General features: G+C 35.4%; 21 protein-coding genes. 5 read left to right on the forward strand and 16 right to left on the reverse strand.

Annotated elements, in window-relative coordinates; genetic code table 11:
* Positions 1–10 precede the first annotated feature (10 nt).
* Together Q1B07_RS17130 and Q1B07_RS17135 are read left to right on the forward strand one after the other, a co-directional pair.
* Positions 11–1,669 carry a family 43 glycosylhydrolase gene (locus Q1B07_RS17130; RefSeq protein ID WP_299092275.1) on the forward strand — a complete coding sequence of 553 codons (1,659 nt, stop codon included), beginning with the start codon at positions 11–13 and terminating at the stop codon, positions 1,667–1,669.
* Between the two features lie 21 nt (positions 1,670–1,690).
* Positions 1,691–2,932: an MFS transporter gene (locus tag Q1B07_RS17135; RefSeq protein ID WP_299092273.1), complete on the forward strand. Its 1,242-nt coding sequence runs from the start codon at positions 1,691–1,693 to the stop codon at positions 2,930–2,932.
* Positions 2,933–3,241: 309 nt separating this feature from the next.
* Here the strand turns inward: Q1B07_RS17135 and Q1B07_RS17140 are convergent, their stop codons facing one another.
* Both Q1B07_RS17140 and Q1B07_RS17145 read right to left on the reverse strand, forming a co-directional pair.
* Positions 3,242–3,754 carry a hypothetical protein gene (locus Q1B07_RS17140; RefSeq protein ID WP_299092271.1) on the reverse strand — a complete coding sequence of 171 codons (513 nt, stop codon included), beginning with the start codon at positions 3,752–3,754 and terminating at the stop codon, positions 3,242–3,244.
* Between the two features lie 199 nt (positions 3,755–3,953).
* Positions 3,954–5,372 carry a glycoside hydrolase family 4 gene (locus Q1B07_RS17145; protein WP_299092269.1) on the reverse strand — a complete coding sequence of 473 codons (1,419 nt, stop codon included), beginning with the start codon at positions 5,370–5,372 and terminating at the stop codon, positions 3,954–3,956.
* A gap of 166 nt (positions 5,373–5,538) precedes the next feature.
* Between Q1B07_RS17145 and Q1B07_RS17150 the strand changes: the two genes are divergently transcribed.
* Complete coding sequence (locus tag Q1B07_RS17150; RefSeq protein ID WP_299833141.1) at positions 5,539–6,375, forward strand: AraC family transcriptional regulator; 837 nt, start codon at positions 5,539–5,541, stop codon at positions 6,373–6,375.
* Positions 6,376–6,557: 182 nt separating this feature from the next.
* Here the strand turns inward: Q1B07_RS17150 and Q1B07_RS17155 are convergent, their stop codons facing one another.
* The 10 genes from Q1B07_RS17155 to Q1B07_RS17200 all read right to left on the reverse strand — a co-directional run bounded on the left by Q1B07_RS17155 (position 6,558) and on the right by Q1B07_RS17200 (position 16,250).
* Complete coding sequence (locus Q1B07_RS17155) at positions 6,558–7,220, reverse strand: HAD family hydrolase (RefSeq protein WP_299092323.1); 663 nt, start codon at positions 7,218–7,220, stop codon at positions 6,558–6,560.
* 18 nt (positions 7,221–7,238) lie between these two features.
* The gene (locus Q1B07_RS17160) at positions 7,239–7,922 is read right to left on the reverse strand and encodes a fructose-6-phosphate aldolase (protein WP_299092265.1); all 684 of its coding nucleotides are present in this window, start codon (positions 7,920–7,922) and stop codon (positions 7,239–7,241) included.
* 98 nt (positions 7,923–8,020) lie between these two features.
* Positions 8,021–8,386: a PTS glucitol/sorbitol transporter subunit IIA gene (locus Q1B07_RS17165; RefSeq protein ID WP_299092264.1), complete on the reverse strand. Its 366-nt coding sequence runs from the start codon at positions 8,384–8,386 to the stop codon at positions 8,021–8,023.
* A 48-nt stretch (positions 8,387–8,434) separates the two neighbouring features.
* The gene (locus Q1B07_RS17170) at positions 8,435–9,445 is read right to left on the reverse strand and encodes a PTS glucitol/sorbitol transporter subunit IIB (protein ID WP_299092262.1); all 1,011 of its coding nucleotides are present in this window, start codon (positions 9,443–9,445) and stop codon (positions 8,435–8,437) included.
* Positions 9,446–9,457: 12 nt separating this feature from the next.
* On the reverse strand, positions 9,458–10,003 hold the full coding sequence (locus Q1B07_RS17175) for a PTS glucitol/sorbitol transporter subunit IIC (RefSeq protein ID WP_299092261.1): 546 nt from the start codon (positions 10,001–10,003) through the stop codon (positions 9,458–9,460).
* Between the two features lie 15 nt (positions 10,004–10,018).
* Positions 10,019–10,444: a transcriptional regulator GutM gene (locus Q1B07_RS17180; protein ID WP_299092259.1), complete on the reverse strand. Its 426-nt coding sequence runs from the start codon at positions 10,442–10,444 to the stop codon at positions 10,019–10,021.
* A 106-nt stretch (positions 10,445–10,550) separates the two neighbouring features.
* Positions 10,551–12,470: a BglG family transcription antiterminator gene (locus Q1B07_RS17185; protein ID WP_299092257.1), complete on the reverse strand. Its 1,920-nt coding sequence runs from the start codon at positions 12,468–12,470 to the stop codon at positions 10,551–10,553.
* A gap of 130 nt (positions 12,471–12,600) precedes the next feature.
* Positions 12,601–13,401 carry an SDR family oxidoreductase gene (locus Q1B07_RS17190; RefSeq protein WP_299092256.1) on the reverse strand — a complete coding sequence of 267 codons (801 nt, stop codon included), beginning with the start codon at positions 13,399–13,401 and terminating at the stop codon, positions 12,601–12,603.
* A gap of 313 nt (positions 13,402–13,714) precedes the next feature.
* The gene (locus Q1B07_RS17195; protein WP_299092254.1) at positions 13,715–14,704 is read right to left on the reverse strand and encodes a DnaD domain protein; all 990 of its coding nucleotides are present in this window, start codon (positions 14,702–14,704) and stop codon (positions 13,715–13,717) included.
* Positions 14,705–14,981: 277 nt separating this feature from the next.
* Complete coding sequence (locus Q1B07_RS17200) at positions 14,982–16,250, reverse strand: extracellular solute-binding protein (protein WP_299092253.1); 1,269 nt, start codon at positions 16,248–16,250, stop codon at positions 14,982–14,984.
* 555 nt (positions 16,251–16,805) lie between these two features.
* Here Q1B07_RS17200 and Q1B07_RS17205 point away from each other — a divergent pair.
* Positions 16,806–17,765, forward strand: a complete 960-nt coding sequence (locus Q1B07_RS17205) for a nucleoside hydrolase (RefSeq protein ID WP_299092251.1) — start codon at positions 16,806–16,808, stop codon at positions 17,763–17,765.
* A gap of 246 nt (positions 17,766–18,011) precedes the next feature.
* A complete protein-coding gene (locus tag Q1B07_RS17210) occupies positions 18,012–19,049 on the forward strand; it encodes a LacI family DNA-binding transcriptional regulator (protein WP_299092249.1) in 1,038 nt (345 codons plus the stop codon).
* Between the two features lie 97 nt (positions 19,050–19,146).
* On the opposite strand, the gene Q1B07_RS17215 is transcribed toward Q1B07_RS17210, so the two are convergent.
* The 4 genes from Q1B07_RS17215 to Q1B07_RS17230 all read right to left on the reverse strand — a co-directional run bounded on the left by Q1B07_RS17215 (position 19,147) and on the right by Q1B07_RS17230 (position 23,839).
* Entirely contained in the window at positions 19,147–20,625 is a 1,479-nt protein-coding gene (locus tag Q1B07_RS17215) for a DUF5605 domain-containing protein (RefSeq protein WP_299092248.1), read from the reverse strand.
* A gap of 106 nt (positions 20,626–20,731) precedes the next feature.
* A complete protein-coding gene (locus Q1B07_RS17220; RefSeq protein ID WP_299092245.1) occupies positions 20,732–21,997 on the reverse strand; it encodes an extracellular solute-binding protein in 1,266 nt (421 codons plus the stop codon).
* A gap of 70 nt (positions 21,998–22,067) precedes the next feature.
* Positions 22,068–22,895, reverse strand: coding sequence for a carbohydrate ABC transporter permease (locus tag Q1B07_RS17225; RefSeq protein WP_299092244.1), 828 nt, complete (start codon positions 22,893–22,895; stop codon positions 22,068–22,070).
* Positions 22,896–22,903: 8 nt separating this feature from the next.
* Positions 22,904–23,839, reverse strand: a complete 936-nt coding sequence (locus tag Q1B07_RS17230) for a sugar ABC transporter permease (RefSeq protein ID WP_366945218.1) — start codon at positions 23,837–23,839, stop codon at positions 22,904–22,906.
* Positions 23,840–23,938 lie beyond the last annotated feature (99 nt).

Below are 23,938 nucleotides of genomic sequence, written 5' to 3' on the forward strand. Positions count from 1 at the left end.
AATTAAAGAAATGACAATAATTAAAAATCCTATTATTCCTGGAATGGCACCGGATCCATCAATTATTCGTATTGAGGATGTATATTATATTGCAACATCCACTTTTCATTGGAATCCCAGCATACAAATTTTTAAATCAACGGATTTAGCAAATTGGGAACTAATTAGTTGCGTATTAAAAAACGGTGAAGTCAATTTACGTGGTACGAATACTCCAGCTGGTATCTGGGCGCCACACTTATCCTATGATTCTTCTACCAACAAATATTGGTTAGCATTTTCTCACATGGTAAATATGGCAGGTCGTGAATTTAACTCAGACTCATATGCAATGTGGGCAGAAGATATAAATGGACCTTGGTCAGACCCAATTTATATTACATCAATAGGTTTCGACCCAGCCATTTTTCATGATGATGATGGAAAACATTACATCTCCATACTTGAATGGGAAACACGTCAAGGATATCAAGCGCCCGGACATATTGTAATTGCCGAGTTTGATTTAGATAACGGGGAGATTATTGGTAAATGGCATCGAGTAACGCAAGGGTTTACGAGTCGGGGATGTGCCGAAGCACCACAAATATATAAATATAATGGGTATTATTATCTTATTATAGCCGCTGGTGGAACAGGCTATGCACATGGTGTAGAGATTGGACGGTCAAAGAGTATTTTCGGGCCATATGAACCACATCCATCAGGAGAACCGATTATTACATCTTCACCCCGGCATTTATTTTCACTTGGTGATCCAGATGCGGGGCATTTTGAAATGTATAATCCAAATTCGATTATGCAGAAAGCAGGTCATGGTTCGTTAGTTCAAACACAAACGGGCGAATGGTATATTGCTCATCTTATGTCGCGTCCAATTGAAGGAACTCTTTTAAATCCATTAGGCCGTGAAACGTCTATTCAAAAAATGAATTGGACAGAGGACGGTTGGCTGGAAATGAAAGATGGATCAAATTTAGCAAAGATGGAAGTTGAAGGAATGGAAGGAGTTAAATTATCCAATAAATTATCGCATGATATTTATGATAATTTTAATCATGAAAAATACACTCTACATTTTATGACTCCTTATCGAAATCAAGAGGTTGATTGGGTGAATACGATTGAGCGTCCAGGATTTTTACGTATTCACGGGGAGAACTCTTTCTTTTCACAAGTAAATCCAGCTATTATGGCAACACGTGCGACATCATTTAATTATGAATTTCAAACAAAAGTGGAATTTCATCCTGATCATTACTCAGAAACTGCGGGTATGGGGCTTTACTACGATTCAAATAATTGGATTTATGTCCACTTAACTCATTCAGAATCACTTGGTGGAACAGTTTTAAGATTACTACAGGCTAAACTAGGAGAGCGTATTGAATTTGTTCATAACAATATTATAGTACCTGAAGATATAGTTGAGTTAAAGGTTGTCTACAATTCAGGTAAAGCTGATTTCTTTTATCAATTGAGTGACGATATGGATTGGGAATTATTTATAGATAACATAGATGTTGCTTATTTATCTGATGAAGGCGTTAACGGGCAACCAGGAGAAATTGGTGGATTTACAGGATTGTTTAATTTTATAGGGTCGGTTGATTCTCACCAGCATGATTCATTTGCAGATTTTGATTATTATTCAGTAAAGAATTACTAGTCTTCGGAGAGGAAGTTTCACATGCATACTATACCACTTAAACGTTTAGTACCAGGATTAATTATCGGGCCAGCTTCTTGGCTTGGACCTTATATTGCAACTTCAAGTTTATTTTTACCAGCTCTCATTCAGCATTTAGATGCAGATAACAAAATTGAATTAGTAGCATTATTCTCAGCATTAGGAATGATTGTCGCAGCCATTTCAAATATGGTTGCTGGATATTTTTCTGACCGAACAAAATCTCGTTTTGGAAAACGAACGCCTTGGCTAGTCTCCGGAGCATTCGTATTTATGTTAGCCATGATTCTTGCATCAATGACCACTACTATCCCTTTATTGTTACTAAGTTGGATGCTAGGACAAATTTCTTTAAACTTTATTGTAGCACCAATGGTTGCCTGGTTAGATTTAGCTCCCGAAAATGGTGAAGGAACAGCCTCATCTGCTTATGGGGGTTTAGGTATGGCGCTAGGTAACAATGGTTTTACAATTATAGCAGCTTTATTTTTAGGGCAATATCGTTTAGGGTTTATCATTTTTGGCATTATTACGTTCATAGGTACATTAATTGCAGCAATTATTGTTCGTGAACCATCAAACTTGGACAAGAAAATAGATAGATCAACAACAACAACTAAAAAGATAGCGTTGTCCATAAAAGATGTACTTTCTATTTTTCCAAATTGGTCTGCTGGTCGTGATTACTATTTGGCCTTAATCGGTAAACTCTCCCAAGGAGTTGGAAACTTCGCTATAACAGGTTATCTATTATTTATTATGACAGATTTTTTAGACAAAAATACAACTGCTACACAACAGTCTATCCAATTAATCAATATAATAATGTTAATTTTTGGTATAGCAATGGGATTTATTGCTGGGCCAATTTCAGATAAATTAAAAATATTAAAATTACCAGTAGGCTTATCTACTATTTCATTAGGAATTGGAGCACTAAGTATTTTCTTTTTGCAAAATAATTCAGGTATTATTATTTATGCTTTTTTGGCAGGTTTAGGAATGGGAATATGGAATTCCTTGGATAACCTTTTAAATTTGAAAGTTATCCCTGATAAGAATCGCGTTGGATTTTTCTTAGGAGTTTACAATTTAGGAAATACTGTAACTCAAGCTATTGCCCCAGTTATTGCTGCATTTTTGATTTCAGCAGTAGGATTTTCATCAATTTTTATTATGTCATTTGTTTTCTCGATAATAGGAGGGATATCAATTCTTTCAATTAAATCCGTATCTAGGTAGATTCTAATGTGAAAAATTTAACCTATGAGATATAATTCCTATCAACCAAATTAATAACTATTATTCTATAAGACACTGGCAGTGTATGAAATGAATAGAGGAAGAGGTATTGTACCTGTATCCTCTATTCATACCTGTTCTGAATATTAATATACCTGGAATGCTTATTAATATGTAATAACTCTATTATATATATCATTTTTTATTGAGTTAGCAACAAGGTATTATATTTCCAATATCTTTTAATATAAGCCTTTGCGGAAGAAAGTAAAATGGGATTTAATCTGTGAATTCATCTCTCAAAACGTGTTAATAACACTTTTCGTTAGTTGATAAAATAAAAAAACGTCTTATTCCAACATATGCTCTATTTTCGTAACGCTTAATATGGTTAAAAAACATAGATGAATTCGTTTTCATTTTTGGTGAGAGTAACACATCAGATTCGGAAAAATACACATAATAGTCATTAATATATGAACTTACAGTCTGATATCTATTTAACTCCTTTACATAGTCAATATATTCGTAATTACTTATATTTTGTTGGTTCATCATCAATCGATCTAACTTCTGATCAAAGGAGATTTGTAATGATAATTGCTCGACTTCTTTAAATCTATTATCTAATACATCTTTTACTTGCTCCAACATTGCAGTATTTGAATTATTTGCATGTTCCACCATAATGGATTCAATCCTATTAAATAGAAATATGCTAATAACGACAGGTAAAAGTAATACGATTAAATACGAAACTAAGAGCTTGATAAAAACAGATTTGCGCATTTCATCCATACTGAAGCGTTTCCATTTTAACATTACGTTCACCTCGCAACATAAGTAATTACACCTTTTTCAAACAAATTGACTTATGATTTTTGTTTCTTCTTTTAGAATTTACACTTCATTACTATTTATTTTTTTAGTTATATTAACAATAAATATGTCTATCTCAGGATTTGTAATGGAAAAAGCACCCCGGGTGAGGTGCAAGTGTGTATCATTCTGTTCTAGATGTTTATACAAGATCCTTGGCATACCAATGCTCAGGAATAATATCCTTTTCCAACTCTAAAAGTTCTTCAATAATTTGATCTGCATCTGCAATAGAGTTAACGAGAGGATCGGTCAGCATAGCCCTTCTAAGCTTCGTACGATCGCCTTCCACAACGGCTTCCGCTGTTAATTCATGTGTATCCAGTACTAGCTCCTGCATCCCGCGAATCCCACGAGGCATCTCGCCAACAGGTAAAGGTTTTACTCCATCCATAGTGACTTCACATAACAGTTCGAGGAATGAATCGTCGTTCATATTTGTTACCGCTCCTTGATTAAGTGTGTTAATGTAGAACGGTTTCCCTAATCCGCCCACCATATTTTCAATAATATCTGTCGCATGGTCCGGACCAAATGTATTCATATACTCGCTGATTGGTGTTTCACCGCTTAGGAAACGATCAATCTGCTGCCACATCTCATCATGGCGCTTATATCGGTCTTCCGTTTCCCAAATTGATAATGGCGGTATCGTATCTTCCAGCTTGCCGAGCCCTTGCCAATAAGGAACATACTCCTTTGTATGAGCAGTACAAGTTGGAACATAGCCGAAGATGTCATACAGTTGATAGCTGATGGCATCATTGTAAAGAGCCTTGGCACCTGTGTCACCACCTACTGTTTCGGTCTCCGCCGAACGCTTTAATGATTCTGCTATAATAGGAAGGACATCTTTTCCTTCATACTCTGCTTTTAATAGCCAAGTGAAGTGATTTACTCCTGCAATGCGCAAATCGAATTTACGGTCGATTTCTTCGGAGTACTCACTTTTATCATTGATAATCCCTGCTCGTTCAGCATAGATTATTTTCTTATGCGGCATATGATGCGAATCACACAAAGCAAAAGTTTTTAAATTTGGTGCATATTTTTTTAATGCCATTCCATTGACCGTCGACGGGTTAATATAATTAATGACCCAAGCTTCAGGACAAATTTCTTCAATGTCTTTTGCACACTCCATAATCATAGGAAGCTCGCGCATCGCTCGGAAAATCCCACCTGGTCCGATCGTATCACCAGAGCACATTCTTATTCCATATTTTTCGGAAATCTCACAGTCTATTCCCCTGTACTTTACCGTGTCCTTAGCAAAACTAAGTACAACAAAATCCGCATCTTGAAGAACTTGCTTACGGTCAACCGATCCCTCAATCTTCAATTCTACTTGATTAGCATCGACAACCATTCGGGCTAATTCAACCAGTTTGTTTAACCGTTCTTCGTTTGTATCTACTAAAGCTAAAGTACCTTTGTTTAGATGTTTAGAATGAACCATTTGCCAAATACACTGGCGACCGAAAAACAAACTCCCTGCTCCTAACACGACTACCTTTGGCTTCTGAATACTAATAGAAATCCCCTCCAATTCATTTGTCATCTACAATTATAGAAAGCGGATACAAAATTAGAAATGTAAGAGAGTAATCACTTCATGTCAAAAAGTAATATTTAATAATCCGTACAAATTCATATGCTATAATAATTAAGTAAGAAAATGCATAAAAGTATTAAAAATGTCTAACAGTATGGGGATGGTCTTACCGATGGATAGCTTAGATATTTTCAACGAACTTTCAGAGCTCATCAAGCTCCAAATAAATTCTTGTAGTGAAGTTGCACATCCCAATAGTTGGATTGAAAGAAGACAACATAAGGATTATGACTTATGGTGCATTCAAGAAGGACAGATTGAAATTCGTATTCAAGATGAAGTGTATCTCGCTACTGAGGGAGATTTGATTCTATTCACTCCAAAGGTTGCCTATACTGCTACAACCTTAAGTACCAGTTGCAAATTTATATTCACACACTTTGATCTTAGTCTCGGGGATCATCTTCGGATATTAGACAATTATCAGCTGTCTGGAATAATTAATAGCACGCTTGTTGAAGAGGAGATTCGCCTTTTTTTGGATACATATGACCAATATAAACGTAGTGCCCCAATGTCAGGGATTCGTTTGAAAGGATGTTTGACGATTTTAATCGCTAAGATAATGGAACAGTATGGTCGTAAACAATATCGAGGAGAATTCATTCATGATCCAACTAATCAGAAGTTGACCATGGATTTGGTTAAGCTTGAGCCAGTATTTGATTTTATCCATCAACACCTTCATCGGACCATTCGAGTTGAAGAGATTGCTGCAGTAGCGGGTATGTCACAGAAGTATTTTATCTCTTATTTTAAGCAATCTCTTGGTCTGACACCAGGACGCTACATTTATCAATTAAAAATGAACCGTGCTCGAGAATTATTGTACCTTAAACGCTATTCGATCCAACAAATTGCAAGTATGCTCGGCTACCCTGATCCTTACAGTTTCTCTAAAGCGTTTAAAAAATATTATAAAGTTGCGCCTTCTAAGTTTGTTTGGTGAGGTTAAAAGATCAATTGATAGTTACAAATCCTTCTTTAACCAAATTATAGACGCCTCCCATAAAGTATATCTGCGCCAACAGATATACTTTTTGGGAGAATATACTCTCTATAAAAGTAATAACACCCTACAACCATTTATAGGGTGTTATTACTTTTAAACATTCTTCCCAAACTTATCTTTCAACTAACATAAAGTGATTCGATCTCTTTTACAACATCCGTAAACTCTTTTTCTTTCATACTAGTTAATTTTAGATGACTATTTTCAAATGAAAGGGTTTCGGTAATTTTATTTGGAACGATTACACATTTTAGGCCTGCTGCTATTGCTGCCTTAGAACCGTTTGCAGAATCCTCAAAAGCAATGGCTTCTGATGGATCGATTCCGAAATAGTTAATGACGTTCTGATATAATGCTGGATCAGGTTTCACCCTCTCAACATCATCTTTTGTTTGGATAATATCAAAGTATTCTAAGAGATTTAATTCTTGTAAAAAATATGTCACCCATTTTCGATCAGAGCTTGATGCTAATCCAATCTTAAACCCCAAGCTTTTTGCCTTTCTCAAATAATCCTCCACTCCATCCCTTGCAACAGGATTTTTTAGGTTATCTTTATGGAGCAAGGAAGATTTTTCGATAACTTCTTCTATAGTCATGGTGCCATTTGTTTTTTCTACAATAAAGTTATAAAGAGCTTTAGAATCAGTTCCTATGTAGGTAGCATAATCAGCAATTGGGAATTTACTAGCTTCAAGTTTTAGCAATTTAAGAAATGATTCATAAAGTGCTATCTCTGTATCAATAATTAATCCATCAAAATCAAAGACGACTGCCTTTATCAAATCAATCACCTTCCTTTATTTTGTTGACATCAAATTATTGCTACCTACCCCATATTGATTCAACCACTCTTCTCTGAATTTTTCTACATCCCTCTCCACTGATGGATGATGAAATATTTCCTTCATTAAATCTGGTGGAGCTGTAACACCGTGGGCACCAGATAAAAATACATCTTGAATTTGTTGGACATTTTTAAAGCTCGCTGCCAGCACTTTACAAGGAAGGTTCTGGGCTGAAAAAATATCTACGATGTCAGAAACTACTTGTGTACCATTACCTGTTAAATTATCAATTCGGTTGACATAAGGTGCAACATATTCAGCACCTGCTTTTGCAGCCATTAATGCACTCATTGGCGTATAAACTGTTGTAGCTAACGTTCGTATCCCTTCTTCTTGCAGCATTTTTATAGCCTTGATTCCCTCCAATGTTACTGGAACCTTAACTAGAATACTTCCTGTTATCGTGGTGCAAATATAACGTGCTTCCTCTACAATTTCCTCTGCTTTCTTAGAAATCGTTTGTACAAATAACTCCTTTTCCTCACCAATAATATTTCTTATTTCTTTTAAAAGTGGCAGAAAATCCCCTTTTTCTTTCACAATAATACTTGGATTTGTCGTAACACCGTCAATTGGTAAAAACTCATTTAAATTCTTAATAGCTTCGACATTTGCAGAATCAATAACTAAATTCATATATCCCCACTCCTCTTAAATGAAAAACGACCGCTTAACTCTCTTGCTATTCCTTACTTACATAAGGTTTTACCTAAGTTAAGCGAGTCGTTTCTTGTTTATTTTGCCACTACTTGAATGAAGTCCCCGGATTTCGGTAAGACAATCTCGCTATCTTCTAAATACAATGTTCCAGGTAGCTCAGGTGCTGCAGACCCATCAAATTTTAAGGTGATGTGTCCAAGAGACGATAAATTTTTCTTTACCGCATCCCCTACAGCCGTTATTTTATATTCATGTTCTCCAAGCTGAAGAGTATCCCCTGGTGCAAGATCATCTTCAACATGATGAACATCAATTAATAAGCAGTATTCTGCTAATTCAGCTGGAGCATTTTCTCCAAAAAGAATGAGCATTTTTTCGCCAAGAAAATCCTCGATTGATGGTCCAATTTTATTAATTTGTGTTTTGTATTTTGTTTGCATTGGGTAAATCTCCTTTACTTACATTGTGAATCAAGATTTTTTTTTAACTTAATTATCATACATTCCGAAGCTTGCTAGCCAAGCAATAAAGACGGTGGGCGCTCCGGTCAAGAACCTTGAATAAAGTACAGATGGAACTCCTACCTCTACTGTTTCAACCTCAGCTTCTGCAAGACCCAGCCCTACTGGTACAAAGTCAGCTGCAGCTTGAGCATTAATTGCAAATAGCGCTGGCAATGCTAAATTAACTGGAATATTTCCTTTTCCAATTTCAACACCGATTAATGTTCCAACTACCTGCGCAATAACAGCTCCAGGCCCTAAAAATGGTGATAAGAGCGGGAATGAACATACTAACGCGATCACCATTAGTCCCCAAACATTACCAGCAAATGGTGATAAGATCTTTGCAAAAAGATCACCAATCCCAGATTCAATAATGACACCGATTAAAAGAGCAACAAAGGCCATAAATGGAAGAATGGTTTTAATTACTGTATCAATTGCTTCACGGCCCGCTTGGTAGAATATGCTTGTAACAGAGCCCAATGCCATACCTACTCGAGCTAACAATCCTTTTGGTGCTGTTTGTTCACTAATTTTCTTTTTCGTACTATATTTGCCTTCTTGTTTTCCCTCTTCCTTAACAGCTGTTTCAGCAGTAGTTGCTTCTTTTGAAGCTGCTGCATCACTTAACTGAATGTTCTCAACCTTAACACCTGAAACATAGATATCCTCTGTAATATGTTTTGCCAATGGGCCACTTTGTCCTGTAGGCATGATATTAATAGTAGGAATTCTTTTTTGCGGATATAATCCACAACGTAATGTTCCGCCACAATCGATGATCACACATGCCATTTCATTTTCTGGAACAGATGTCTTAAAACCATCAACTAGTTCACAACCAGTTAACTCAGCAATTTTGTCTGCAATGTCAGGTCTTTGTCCACCTGTAATATATACTACTTTATTCTTCTCGGCTGTTGGTGTTATCACTAATGGACCACCAAAACCACCAGATCCTTTTGAAACTTTTATTGAATGAAATGCAGTCATTATTTTCACCACCTATAATTGAACTGTATCTTTTAATTTTACTTTTTGCTGTTTCGCAACATATACTGTCGTTAAATCGGTAACCCATCCTCTTAAAAAGTTCGTTGCAATACCAACAAGGAAATAGCGGAGTGCTAACTCTGTTGTATCGTGACCTAACGTTGTAATTCCTGCCGCAATGCCAAGGAATACAAATAATTCACCTGGGTTTACGTGTGGAAACAATCCATTATGTGTATGACATGAGTATGATGCTGCTGCATAGTAGCTTGGTTTGTATTTTTCAGGTAAAAATCTTCCAAGTGATAGTGTCATTGGATTTGCAAAAACAAATGTACCAATGACAGGCAATACGAAATATCTCGTAAACGGATTTTTCCCTGATTTTTTCGCAATTTTTTCTACTCTTTCTTCACCAACTAGACGAATAATCGCATTCATTGCAACTAATAACATAATTAATAATGGAACAATATCTGTCACAAGATCTATAAATACTTCTCCGCCATGGCGGAACAAATCCATAAACTTTTCTGCACCTTTAATAATGATATCCATCATTTCACCCTTTTCTTATTTCTTACTAGGAATCAAATAATCGATCAAACCTTTTTTAACTCTCAGTTCTCCGCCTTTGGAGATAATGTCATAGCTTCTTAAGGCATCAGCTATCGCTAATCTCGTTAACTTATCAACACCATTAAAGTCTGCTTCTGAAATTTTTAATAAATACTTTCCTTCGAAGCCTTTAAGATCCCTCACACGAGAGAACACTGTAACCCCTTGCATCTTTGCTGCCTTTACGATTTTATTGCGTTTATCTATGCAAAACATAACAACAGTGCCTGCACGAAACATCCCAGTCTTTTTACCAATTGCCACTCTTCCTAATGATCTCATCTCAGCATATTTTCGATTAAAATGCCGGATCTGCAAAAAGCCGAGTATACTCTGAATAAGCCATGCTGCACCTATTAATAGGATTAAATATAAAATCATCTCTTCACCCCTTTTCTTTGATGTTATTTTGGTGCGGAGTTGACAACATAATGAAAAGCATAACCCTCAGCATGATTGCCCTTCACTGATAAACTCCAACCATAGATTAAAGCCCACTTTCAAGAAAATGTATGATTTCACGATATGTCTTTGATGTAGACAATTTTTCTATTAATTGCTTATCATTCGCTATACGGATAATTTCATCATAGATTTTCACAATTAAGTATTCACTATGATCTGTTTGCTGATCCGGCAATCCCAATAAGAAAACCAGCTTCAAATCCTTCCCATCTGCTTTGACTGTTTCTGGGAATATGCCAAGCGCAAGTTCAATTTGATCTGAACGTTGATTAAAAGTATGCGGCAAAGCAATATAATTATCAAAAACCATTGAGCCCTTGCTTTCTCTTTCCTTCAGCCTATCCTTAAAGCCATGATCCAAATAGCCGTTTTCCATCAGTGAATCAACCATATTCCTTACATTTTCGTGATAATCTTTTGAACGATCTAAAATAAAGAATTTCTCCTCAGTAACCAGCTCTGCAACAACGGATAAATTGACCTTTTCATTCTTCACCTTAATTTTTCGCTTGTAGAGAGTCTTCTCGATCTCCCTTTTCACATTTTTTTCATCAAATATTTCATTAATCATGATGAAGGGTGTTGTTGTTTCATAAGGTAGTTTCACAGTAGAAAAAATAAGATCATATTCGTTTAAAACTTCCTCTTGCACATCCATATCTGAATACAGATCAATTGTTGCCTCTTTATTAAGAATTCGCTCCAACTGTATAGCAATTAATTTTGCCGTACCTCTTCCCGTTCCACACACGACAGCAACTTTTTGAAATCGCTTTACCTTAGCATCGCTCTGGGTGATGAAGACTCCAAAATAAAAGGCTAAGTACCCTAGTTCATCTTCACTTACCTTCACATCAAATTTACTTTCAATCACTTGACCAGCCATTTCAGCCATCTTATATGCCACAGGATACTTTCTTTTTACATCAACTAGTAATGGATTTTTTAATCGTAATCCAAATAGCAAACGGTTAAGCATAAATGTGAGATGATATTGTAGATCAACGAAAAGCTGTTCATTCTCGTTAATAATTTCTTTATGAAATCCTAACTGCTCAACAATTTGTTCAAGTAGTTTTTTCACATCATCTGTAATGGTAATGTCGGCCATTGTTCTATTATTAGTAGGTGTTCGTCTCCCTGCAATGGGAATGGTGATAAACAATAACTCCGGTTCAGGAATTTTTATTGGTAACTGACTTTCTAGCGTTTTAACAATTTCCTGGGCAATTTGATAATCATGAGTGTTTAATAGCTGTTTATGTTTATTTTGTATCTCATCAATTGGATGATCTTTTAATAGCCGATCTAACATAATGATGATAAATTCCATTAGCTTCGTTTGCGTTGTCGATTCCAAATCATGTTTATGAAAGATTTTAACTAGCTCCTCTGAGATATCTTCATCAAGAGGGTACGATTTGTACAATACATCAAAGAGATTATCTAAAATGAATAGCCTTAGATCTAACTCTTTCCCACTTAAAGTCATCCCTATATTTTGTTTTCCTTGAACCTTTAAGTTATAGGTTTCCAAAGAGACAGACGCTTTTTTTAACTCATTTACAAGTGTCGTTCTTCCAATATTCATCTCAAAAGCCAGGTCATCCAATGTATAGGCTTCTTCACTGTTTATTAATCGGTCAATAATAAAAGCAATTCTTCGTTTTGGAGTATCAAGCAAATCATTCTCAAAACGATTTGCTTCAAGGAGTAGTTGAAACGACTGCTCATCAACAATTTTCAGCGTGTATCCCTTGCCCTTTTCTTTTTCTATAGTTGCAACATTGGTTAGATCCTCATTTATTTGTTTTATATAATTACGAATGGTTCTTGTACTAACTCCAAGTGATTCTGCTAGATAATCCAAGGAGCAGTAGGGTTGCTTATAAGCTATCTCAACGATTTTAAAAACCTTTTCATCCATTAATAGGTCAGACATGTCATCACCTCTTTATTAAAAAGAATGCCATTTTTATGAAGTGAACAGGGAAAGAATGTTACTAACAGAGTTCCCTGTTTCTTCGACATCCATAAGGCATGATCTGTCTCTATTCTTAATAACGCTTTCTTTACCCTCGGGACTTCCCACCTGAGATATTTATCGTTGTACCAGTAATATAACTAGCACGATCAGAAGCGAGGTAAGAAACAAGATCGCCTATTTCCATTAGTTTTCCTTCCCGTCCAAGAGGGATTGATTTACTATAGTCTGTTGAAAGACCATCTACTGTTACGCCGCGAGTATATGCTAGTGCTTCGTTATAGGCATCTGTGCGAAGTCCAGTTGTTTCAATGATCCCAGGTGCAATGGCAACAACTCGAATGTTAAATTTACCAAGCTCTTTTGCCCAAGCACGAGTAAACGCAATGACTGCTCCTTTAGTAGCCGAATAGCAGCTTTGTCCAGCAGATCCCTCTTGTCCTGCTTCAGACGAAACATTAATAATAACACCTTTGTTATGCTTTAGCATTTCTTTGGCAGATGCTTGTGCAAAAAGATAAGGTCCCTTTTGGTTTACTGCTACCATAAAGTCAAAATCTTTCTCACTTAACTCATATTCTGGTCTTTCTCCACGTTCATCAACCAATAATCTCGGCAAATTGACACCAGCGTTGTTTACAAGAATGTCGACTTTGCCAAATAACTCTACTGTTAACGCTACTGCTCGATCTACGCTCTCTTTCTTTGTTACATCACACTTCACAAAATACGAACCATCTGGTTGTTGTCCTTCCTCACCATTTAAATCAGCAACAACAACTTTAGTTCCATTCTTTTTTAGTTCATTCGTGATATTTAAACCGATTCCAGATGCCCCACCGGTAACGATTGCCACTTTTTCTTCTAAACCAAGCCAAGAATTGCTCATCTCTTCTTCCTCCTGTCCATTTATCGTGAAAGCATTTTCAGCTATGTTGTTATTATAAGAATTATAGACTTGAAGATTAATACATACTTTTTCACAAAAAAATGAAAAGGGGTGAATGATTATGAGCGAATGTAAACGATACTGAATTTACTTTATTGTTAGCTAGTCTTTGGGACCTTGATTTCCCTACTCAGCTAAAGTCGGGTAAGGTTATCAATAGGATTAAGAAAGAATACTTACCAGCTCTGTTCAAGTTGAATAACGGCTCCTTGAGACGGTCCCCGCCTTCTTCAAACTTCCTAAGAACACATTTTCAACCATACTCATCATCTTCACCGGCCGTTAGATCTAGCTCAAATCCACTTGGAATCGCTCGTCCAGCAGGAAACGGTTCAGTTGTTTGCTTTAGCTTATGTATAGGGGTTTGGTTCTCCTGATATGAATCAATTTCTTCTACGGTCAGTAACGATTCATTTTCCCAATTTTTCAGAATCCCAACAACATAATTCAGCCTTCGCTTGTTATTGGCACAGGCAATCGTCATCGCTTTAAAGATCACATCTTTCGGCTGTAAAAAGCTAGAATCATCTAACCAAGCTAACAGCTGCTGTTTTCCATTCACGTTTGAAAAACCAAAGCCATTGTTGTCCCAAAACTCAATAATTTCTTTAACGTCTTTCGTTTGTTGATTTTGAGATTGATCGGCTATGTCTGGGTTATTCTCTATATTTGGGTTAAAAGCTTTTTCTTTTTGTTGTTGTTTTTCTTTTTCTTTTTGTTTTTCTTTTTGTGCCCGTATCGTATCACGACGCATAAACGTATCGTCATCTTCATCACACTCGGTGTCTGGATATGTATCAACTTCATCTTGGTAGTTCACTACACTACAAAAAGATTCATATAGACTGCGGATCTCCTCTTTCTGAATGCCTTCCGAAACATAGCGAATAAGCGAGGCATCCTCGACTTCATTTAATTCGAAAAAAATGCAATCCATGACCGGCTTCCCGCCTTTATGCAGGTTATCCTTCCCCCAGTTTTTAATCGCGAGTTCTCTTGTTTCAGGATTATATCGGATCAACTTGTGATGCCGGATGAATCGTTCCATTAACGAATGAACACTCTCAATCGAATAGCCCAAATCAAAGGCCATTTGTTTTTTCGTAATGCGATAGATTCCAATTTGAGTTGTATGTGGATTTGTAAGAAGGTAGAGGTAAAAATACTTATCCTCGGGGATCATCTCTTCTAAAACAATCGGATTCTTCCAAAAATCAGTACGCACCATTCGATATTTTGCCATCTTCAACCACTGCCCTTCTTCTAAGAAAGTTCTATTCATAGCTATATATAGAAAAATGAAGCAAAGAGTAGCGTAGGTTTCACATCAAAATAGGAATATTTTAAAAAAACTAGCCTGAAGGGAATAAGGAGAAATATATAATGGATTGTGGCAGTAAAAAGTCAATTAAAAACAATGAACTAAATTAAATCTATGAAATTTTTGAAGTAGCATTTCACAATAAAAGGAACAGACACTGGTAAAGTGATTGTTCCTTTTAACTAATTACAAAAAATAATTATTTAACATCTTCAGCTGATTTCTGCAAAAATTCTGCTGCTTCTTTTGAAGTAAACTCTCCAGTTATCACATTATCTTGCGCTTCAAAAAACTTAACAACTAGTTCTTGCGGTAATGCCTGATCTGTAATGACAAACGCTCCCTTATCTAGGGCATCTACTAGTGTAGGTACATTAGGAAGGTTTTCAGGAATTTCTACTCCAGCTGCAGCTACAGGAAATTGTACTTTGTCTTTATACTTTTCTGCTACTTCTTTGGATGAAGCATATAAAGCAAACTCTACTGCTGCATCTTGTACTTCCTTCGATGCATCACCTTTTATTTGGAGCATCTCAACAAAACTAGAAACTCTTTGCGGTTCTTGATCAGTTGGGAATGGAAATACCCCTATCTTTTCTAAATCAAACTCATCCTCTGTTGCAACAGTATCAAACCAAGGTCCTTCTAAAACCATTGCCGTATCACCACTATAGAAAGGCATTTTCGCCTCATTTGGATCTGCTGTAATAAAACCTGCTGGAAAATATCCCTTTCCTTCCCACTCTTTCAATTTTGCATAGGTTTGCTCAACGGCTGGATTGTCCCAAGATTCTTCTAGATTAATTAGTTTATCTTTTAGTTCTGGCCCAGCATAATGCTCTAGAACAGCTTCAGTAAATCTCATTGTATGCCATCCGAATTTACCCCCAACCGAAACAGGAGTAATATTATTTTCTTTTAGCTTCGCCATCACCGCTTCAAATTCTTCAAATGTTTTTGGTACTTCAATGCCTAACTCTTCAAAAATATCTTTTCTATAGAAAATACCTAACCCTGCAAGCGATGTCGGCACTCCAGTAATTTGACCTTCATATTTTGTTAATTCAAGTGCAGTCTCTAAGTATAATTCATTCCATTTTCCTTGCTCAGCATATTCTGTTAAATCAAGTGTCAACCCATTTTCCGGATAAAACGAACCTAGAGATCCTCCCCAGTTAAACCATATATCAGGAAGCGTATTTGAAGAAGCCCCAACCTTTAACCCCTCTTTATGTGCATCAATCGTTCTTGTTGACATATTTATATCAATATCTGGATGTTCTTTTTCAAAATCTTCAATTATTGGCTCGTATAAGGCTTTATCATTATCAAGAGTCCAAAATTCTACAGTAACCTTGTTACTCGATGATTCACTACCACTAGCACTTTCACTCTCTTTGGAATTACATGCACTTAAAAGCGATAAAACGAACACTGTGATTATTGTAAGTGAAAATAATCTTTTCAATATAAATCTCCCCCTGTTTATTTTTAAAGCCCCTTTGAAAAATAAAAAGTACCTTCCTTTCTTAAAATAATTATTAAAAGTAATAGAATAAGAGGTTGAACTTATGATTCTATTACTGTTAATCAACAAATTAAAAACCACTTAATATTTGATTGTCTTGTTTTCATCACATTGACTCCACTTTTAAAAGCGCTTACAAACATTTCTATAAAACATCTTTAATAATAGGTTATGAAAATGAAGTCTTTATAAACTTTTTTATATAAATAACTTTATTTTTTTATATTATATATCACTAAAAATAATACAGTCAACAATTTATTTGATTTTTTTAGTTTGTTTAGTTAATAAATTAAACATTGAAACATTTAAATCTATCTGCAAACACTACAATTTAAAGAACTATATTTTAAAGATAGCACATGTCATCAGATATTATAGGATACGCAAAAGCTCAACTAAATTATCATTCTGTTTAACTAAATTTTTTTATTGAATACGCTAACACACACTGTTAAAATTTATATATACCATACTCTGAAGGGGGATCTTTCTATGAAACATCCATTTGATATTCCTGAATCTAAGAAAATTCGTTTAATTATTAATACTGACGCTAAAAATGAAGCCGATGATCAATTTGCGATTGTGCATGCATTATTAACACCACGCTTTAAAATTAATGGAATAATTGCTGCCCATTTTGGTAAACACCGAACAGATTATTCAATGAAAGAAAGCTACGCAGAAGTTAATAAGGTTTTAGACATCATGAACCTTCGAGACGAGGTAGCTGTTTATAAAGGGGCAGCAAATGCAATGCCTAATGAAGAGACACCTCAATTTTCAGAAGGTGCTGATTTTATCATTCGTGAAGCAATGAAGGATGATCCAAGTCCTTTATATGTTGCGTTTTTAGGACCTGTTACTGATTTAGCAGCAGCTTACATGAAGGAACCTGCAATAGCAGACAAACTAACTGCACTTTGGATTGGCGGTGGTTCGTGGCCGGAAGGTGAATTTGAATTTAACTTAATGAATGATATAAATGCTGCAAATGTTATTTTCAAATCCCCTATTCCATTATGGGTAATTCCACAAGATGTTTATAAGCTGATGCGTGTAAGTATTGCGGAATTAGCTGTAAATGTAAAGCCATATGGTGAAATTGGCGCCTATCTGTTTCAACAACTCGCAGACTTTAACTTTGACGTAGTAAATAAACATATTCCTACTATGATAGAACGTGCAAAACAAGCCGGGAAGGAAATTGACCCTAAAGATTTCGAAGGATGGCCAAAGGGAGAAATGTGGCATTTAGGAGACTCTCCGATCGTTAGTTTACTTTTGGATGATCATCAGTATGGATACGAGATGAAGCCTGCACCAAGAATCACTTCTGATATGCGATATGTTCATTATCAAAAAGAACGTTTGGTTCGCTGGTATCATTATGTTGATTCTACATTTACGTTACAAGATATGTATGCTAAATTAAAATTACACTACGGATAAAACTTATCCCTATTTCCGATTGCAAAGGAAATAGGGATTTTTATAAACTTTTATAGATAGGAAGCTCCTATCATTTTTAGTTGAGATTTAGTTTATTTATTAACCCCCTTATTACTTTTCGCCTTTATTCAATAACTAAAATCCCCTGATTCTCAACTACATCTAAATACAAACTAAACCAATTTTACTTATGTTATAATTAAGTTTAGTGAAAATAAACTTATTCTTAAAGTAGGTGTACTTTTTATGAAAATAGATGATATCGCTAAATTAGCAAACGTTTCTAAGTCTGCTGTTTCATTAGCGTTAAATGGAAAACCTGGGGTGAGTCAAGAAACTCGTGATAAAATATTAAAAATTGCCCAGGATCATGGATATATTCCCCGTCCAATTATTAAGGCTGATCAGTATTTTCAAGCAAATTCAAAGTTATTAAGGTTTGTTGCGTGTACGAATGAAGGAATCGTTACCGAACAATATGAATCACTTCCTTTTTTTACAGAATTAATTAACAATATTGAAAAACAAATTAGTGCTAGCGGGTATTCACTTATTGTTTCATCAATAAATATAGACAAGCTTGAGAATGAAATTTCCAGACTTGAGAAGGAGCAAAAATCAGCTGGCATTTTATTATTAGGTACAAACTTAATACCTGAACAAATTAAACTTGTTTCTTCTATACAACCAAATTTAGTTGTGTTAGATACGAATTTCGAAACATTAGATGTTAATTTCATTGTCATGAACAACGTTTATGGAGCATATCAAGCAGGAAAATATTTAGTGGAATTAGGCCATCAAAATATCGGATATGTAGAATCACAAACGAGAATGTATAACTTTGATATGAGGAAAAAGGGATTTCTTCAAGCAATATCTGATCATCATTTAAAAATTGCTGAAAACAATTATTTCTCAGTTTCACCAACTGTCATTTCGTCTCAAGAGGTTTTTAAAGATAAAATAAAAAACCGCCTGAACAAATTACCAACGGCATTGTTTTGCGAAGCTGATTATATGGCCATTAGTACAATAAAATCCTTAAGTGAACTAGGAATAAAGGTTCCAGAAGACATTTCTATTATTGGCTTCGATAATATTTTTGAATCTCAAGTTATCACTCCAGAACTTACAACAATACATGTAAAAAAGGATAAAATCGCTTTATTAGCAATTGAAAAGTTAATTAGAGAAATTGATCACAATGACACAGATAAAATTAAAATTTTGGTTGATACGGATTTAATTATTAGAAATTCATGTAAGGCTCTAAATGAATAACAAAGATAACATACTATAAAAAAGAAAGCAAAATTAAAAAAGGAGGATGATGCAAGGGTAAATTTCCTACTCAGCATCCTCCTTATTTCTTAGTTATTTAAGGTAAGGCCTTAGTTATTCTTAAAGCCATAAATGGTTTTCCAGGCAAGTCAATACGACTCTCATCTGTAAACAAACCCTCTAAAGGAGTAATAGTCATTTCCCATGTATCAATTAATTCAACTTTATATTGATTTCCTTTTGGGAGCGGCAATTTTTTAAACGAAGGCCTACTTTGGCCGAAATAAGCTAAAATATATTCATCGTCTATTGCTCCTGCAAAAACATCCCAACTAAAGTCTATTGGAGTTAATCTTTTTGCAGGACCTTCTTCTAAAATATTTCGTAAAAAAGCAATTCTTTCCGGACTTTCTCCATGCAGCTTCCCACCATGAGACCACCAGATTATTCCTTCTGGATGCATGTATGTTTCTCCATGTGTCACGTATCCGCCACTACAAACACCACTCCAAAATAGTTCAACCATTTTTTCGGCTGTAATATTCCCCCATCCATGGTTTATATTCCCTTCATAACGACATTCATCATTAATGATGGGCTTTCTAAAAGCTTCACGCCACTCTTTAATAAAGTACATATCATGATGCTGGATACTAGCGTGTGTCACCCATGGCTTGTTATGATCATACCAATGGTTATTATGACGATAATGAATAGTTGGGTTATGCCAATTATGAATGGATCTTAAGTGCTGTACCGGATCTTTTTCCTGTACAAGTTTAAAGAAACGGTCCCAGTCGTCCATCTTTTTGCTTTTCATTAAATCAAATTCATTTGCAAATGACCACCAGATATTACGGAAGGATGCTAATCGTGCTACTAGATAGGTTAAATAGCGATCATCTGCTTCTTGTCCCATATCCGAAAAGCCCCATCGATCATATGGATGGAAAATGATCAAATCTACCTCGATACCAAGATCACCTAAGTTATCAATCTGTTTTTCCAGTCTATGAAAGAAACCAGGATTAAATTGGGTAAAGTCAAAGCCTTCCTCCTTAGAACCTGCAAAAGCAAAATCAACTGGTTCATGAAGGTTATAATCATAATGCTTTGGGAATACGCACATCCGAATTTTATTAAAAGGTGCATTTTTCAATGATTCCAATGTTTGCTTTTCTAGCTGCTCCCCTTGATGATTCCATACATAAGCCGTTGTTCCAAATGGGTAAAAAGGTGAGCCATCGGCATATTGAAAATGGGTTTGATCTGTTACCTGAACGGGTCCATGATTATTTTCTCTTGGACTTGTACACATAAATGAACCAGTGACTCCATTTAATGAAATATGGTTACTTACAGTATGAAATGTCCACTCACCTTCTCTGTCTGGCATGAATCGTATACGATATTTACCGTTCCCATCATAAAACCCATCAGCTGGTATTTTCCGATTACCGAAAGTAAAAATCCCTTTAAGCTCCACTTCAATAAATGGATTACCTAAATCCGGCCCTTCTAATTCGATTTCAAAACGCCCCCAGCGCTCTACTTGTTCATTCCACTCTTTCCCCATAATTTCCTCCTTATAAAGCGAACGTTTAACTTCATTGACTTTTTAAATAAAGGAACAACCACTACTTAAGTGATGTTCCTTATTATCCTTCTTTTAAATAAATAAATTATTTAACTTCTTCTGCAGATTTCTGCAAAAATTCTGCAGCTTCTTTTGGTGTAAACTCACCAGTGATCACATTATCCTGCGTTTCAAAAAACTTAACAACTAGTTCTTGTGGTAATGCCTGGTCAGTAATGACAAATGCTCCCTTATTTAGGGCATCTACAAGTGTAGGGACATTAGGAAATTCTTCTGGAATTTCTACCCCAGCTGCAGCGACAGGAAACTCAAAATTATCTTTATACTTATCTACTACTTCCTTCGATGTTGCGTATACAGCAAACTCTACTGCTGCATCTTGTACTTCTTTCGATGAATTACTATTTATTTGGAGCATCTCCACAAAACTAGAAACCCTTTGTGGTTCTTGATCAGTAGGAAATGAAAATACTCCTATTTTCCCTAAATCAAACTCATCCTCAGTTGCAGTTGTATCAAACCAAGGCCCTTCTAAAATCATTGCAGCATCTCCACTGTAGAAAGGCATCTTTGCCTCATTTGGGTCAGCTGTAATAAATCCAGTTGGAAAATATCCTTTTTCTTCCCATTCTTTTAATGTTGCGTAGGTTTTTTCAACTGCTGGATTGTCCCAAGATTGTTCTAAATTAATCAATTGATCTTTTAATTCTGGTCCAGCATAATGCTCTAGCACAGCTTCAGTAAATCTCATTGTATGCCATCCGAATTTTCCGCCAACTGAAACAGGTGTAATATCATTTTCTTTTAGCTTCGCCATAACCGCTTCAAACTCTTCAAACGTTTTTGGCACTTCAATACCTAACTCTTCGAAAATATCTTTTCGATAGAACATACCTAAGCCTGCAAGCTTTGTGGGTACGCCAGTAATTTGGCCTTCATATTTAGTTAATTCAAGAGCAGTCTCTAAATATAATTCATTCCATTTACCTTGCTCAGCATATTCTGTTAAATCAAGTGTCAACCCATTTTCTGGATAGAATGAACCTAATGTTCCTCCCCAGTTAAACCAAATATCCGGCAGTGTATCAGAAGAAGCGGCAACCTTTAACCCCTCTTTATGAGCATCAACGGTTCTAGTCGAAAATTTAATGTCAATTTCAGGATGCTCTTTTTCAAACTCCTCAATAACTGGTTCATAAACTGCTTTCTGAGTATCAAGAGACCAAAATTCAACCGTAATTTTGTCGCTGGATTCACTACTATTAGCGCTTTCATTGCCTTGCGAATTACATGCACTTAATAGTGATAAAACTAATACTGTGATCATTGTAAGTGAAAATAATCTTTTCATATGAATTTCCTCCAGTTTAATTTACAAAAAACAAAGTAAATACCTTAATTTCTTAAAATATCTATCTTTCTTATCCTTTTACTGCTCCTCCAAATCCATTCACAAAATGCTTCTGGAAGATTATATAGACAAGAAGTACAGGTAAAACCGATAATAAAACACCTGACATCATCAACGGATAATTTGTAGAATGCTCACCTTTGAATGACATGATCCCTGTTGTAACTGTTTTGAGGTTATCAGATGTTAAAAATATTTGAGCTAACAGGAATTCATTCCATGTTGCTAAAAAGTCTAAGATGATTAATGTTGAAATCGCTGGTAGTGCTACGGGTAAAATAATTCGTATAAATAAAAACAAATCACTGCACCCATCTATTCGTGCTGCCTCATCTAATTCATTTGGAATCCCTTTAAAGAATCCGTATAAAATTAACGTTGCAAACGGTATCCCAAACCCTATATAAATAAAGATTAATCCTAAGTGCGTATCCATTAGATTCACCTTATTCAACATGATAACTAGTGGTACTAAACAAGCCTGAAATGGGATCGTCATTCCTAAGATAATAAACAAATAAACCGGCTTTTCCCATTTGAAATTCAGGCGAGTTAACCCAAATGCCGCTAAAGCAGCCACAAATATTCCTAGTGGAACTTTAATGACAGATATGATAAGACTATTCTTCATATACAGCCCTAAATTGCCTTCTTTCCACGCTTCCACAAAATTTCCCCATTTAAATTCTTCCGGTAAAGCAAATAAAGAATTCCCGAATAAATCGCCATTCGATTTTAAGGAAGTTAAAAGTAAAAAGAACACGGGTATTAACCAAACCAAAGCAAACGAAGTAATAAAGATATAGAATAAAATTTTAGATGGCTTCAACTTTTTCACACTCCCTCTTAAACATGTGATTTTTTACCTTGCCATAAAATATATGGCACTGCAATAATCATAACTAAGAATAATAGCACCATAGATATAGCTGAACCTGTTCCAACGTTATTTAATGTAAATCCTTGATAATACATCCATGAAGCTAATACTTGTGTACTATGAGACGGGCCTCCGCCAGTCATCGCATAAATAATGTCGAAAACCCTCATTGAATAAAATAATGTCGTAGCAAACACAATAATAAATGTTTCACGTAAGAGAGGTAAGGTAATATTGTAAAAGGCTTGAAAGCTAGTAGCTCCATCTACTTTTGCTGCTTCAAACGGCTCCTTCGACATGGATTGTAATCCTGCTAAAAAAATAACCATTGAACTTCCAACGTGTTGCCAGGTCGCAGCGATAAATACGGCATATAATGCAATTTTCGGATCTGCTAACCATGGGATACTTTCAATTCCTATCTTATTAAGTAGTTCATTTACTAACCCCATATTTGGGTGGTAAATCCATACCCAGATAATCGCAACCACGATATTCGATAGAATAAAAGGAAAATAGAAAACAGCTCTAAACAATGCGCGACCTTTAAAACTTTTGTTCAACATTAATGCTAGTAATAGTGCAATACCCATGCTAAATACTAATGACAAGACAGTCCAGATAATATTATTTTTTAATCCTTTTACAAATACGGTATCATTTGTGAATAAGTTAATATAATTACCGAAACCAACGAAGACTTTCTCAGCTGAAACCCCATTCCATTCAAAGAGACTAAGGTATAGAGTATAAAAGGTTGGTATTACGATAACAGTTAAATAAATAATTAAGGCTGGAAGCATATAGATAATCGGCTTCAGAGTCCGCCTTATTTCTGACTTTCTTACTATTTTTTTTGGATTTGATATCGATACATTTTGTTCAATTACTTCCTGTTTCATTATTTCCCCTCCTATTAAGCGGTCGTATTGTAAAAACTTTTATATTAAAAAAGTTAATAATCTTTGAATTTAAGGGCTTTAAATGCAAAAAACTTGCCA

The sequence above is a fragment of the uncultured Metabacillus sp. genome, from assembly GCF_947503125.1.
Lineage (GTDB): Bacteria > Bacillota > Bacilli > Bacillales > Bacillaceae > Metabacillus.